Origin of the sequence: Enterococcus cecorum (assembly GCF_052119425.1) — a bacterium.
GTDB classification, from domain to species: domain Bacteria; phylum Bacillota; class Bacilli; order Lactobacillales; family Enterococcaceae; genus Enterococcus_E; species Enterococcus_E cecorum_C.
Genome location: NZ_JBQKFH010000092.1, coordinates 1 through 745, shown reverse-complemented (window position 1 = coordinate 745; position 745 = coordinate 1). Strand labels below are relative to the sequence as shown.

At 33.8% G+C, this 745-nt stretch carries 1 protein-coding gene; it reads right to left on the bottom strand.

Going from position 1 to position 745, the window contains the following annotated elements; translation table 11 throughout:
* On the bottom strand, nt 1-745 hold a 745-nt coding region (locus ACTQZM_RS11895), incomplete at both ends, for a GBS Bsp-like repeat-containing protein (RefSeq protein WP_441653887.1).

The following is a 745-nucleotide window of genomic DNA, read 5'->3' as shown; positions in this document are numbered from 1 at the left end:
TGATTCCTGAACTAATTTGTCCATTCACCACTACATCATAACTACCATTTTGAACATTTACATTTTTGATTTCGGCTTCTAATTTCGTATTGATGTCTGGTAAGTTTGTATTACTTAATGCAATTGCTTTTCCAGTATGATCATTATTATACATATAAACATGTGTATAATAAGATCCACGATGATTTTTGTGATTGGAGATACTCATATGCACAAGATAACTACCATCTGCTTGTTTAACTGCATCATACCACTTAATATCACTTTGATTTTTTGTAGACCAAATTGGTACTCTTACGTGATGGATACCAGAGCCACTAACACCTCTTACAACCACATCATAAGAACCGTTTACAGTATCGATATTCTTAATTTCTGCAGATAACTGTGTCTTAACTTCTGCAATATTAGTTTTACCTAAATTTAATCCCTTAGACGACCCATCATTGGCTTGAACATATACATGTGTTGTATATACTCCGCGATGATACTGATGATTAGCAATATTCATATGAACAATCCATGTACCATCAGCTTGTAATTTTGCTTCATACCATTTGATATCTTTTTGTTGTGCATCTGACCAGATTGGAACCAATACTTGTTTAATACCTGACTGCACATTTTCATTCACTTTTACAACAACATCGTAGGTACCGTTTTCTTGGTTTACATTTTTAATTGTACCTTCGATTGGTTTAACTTCTTGAACTGCTGCTTGTACGGCTACCTCAGAAGTCGTATT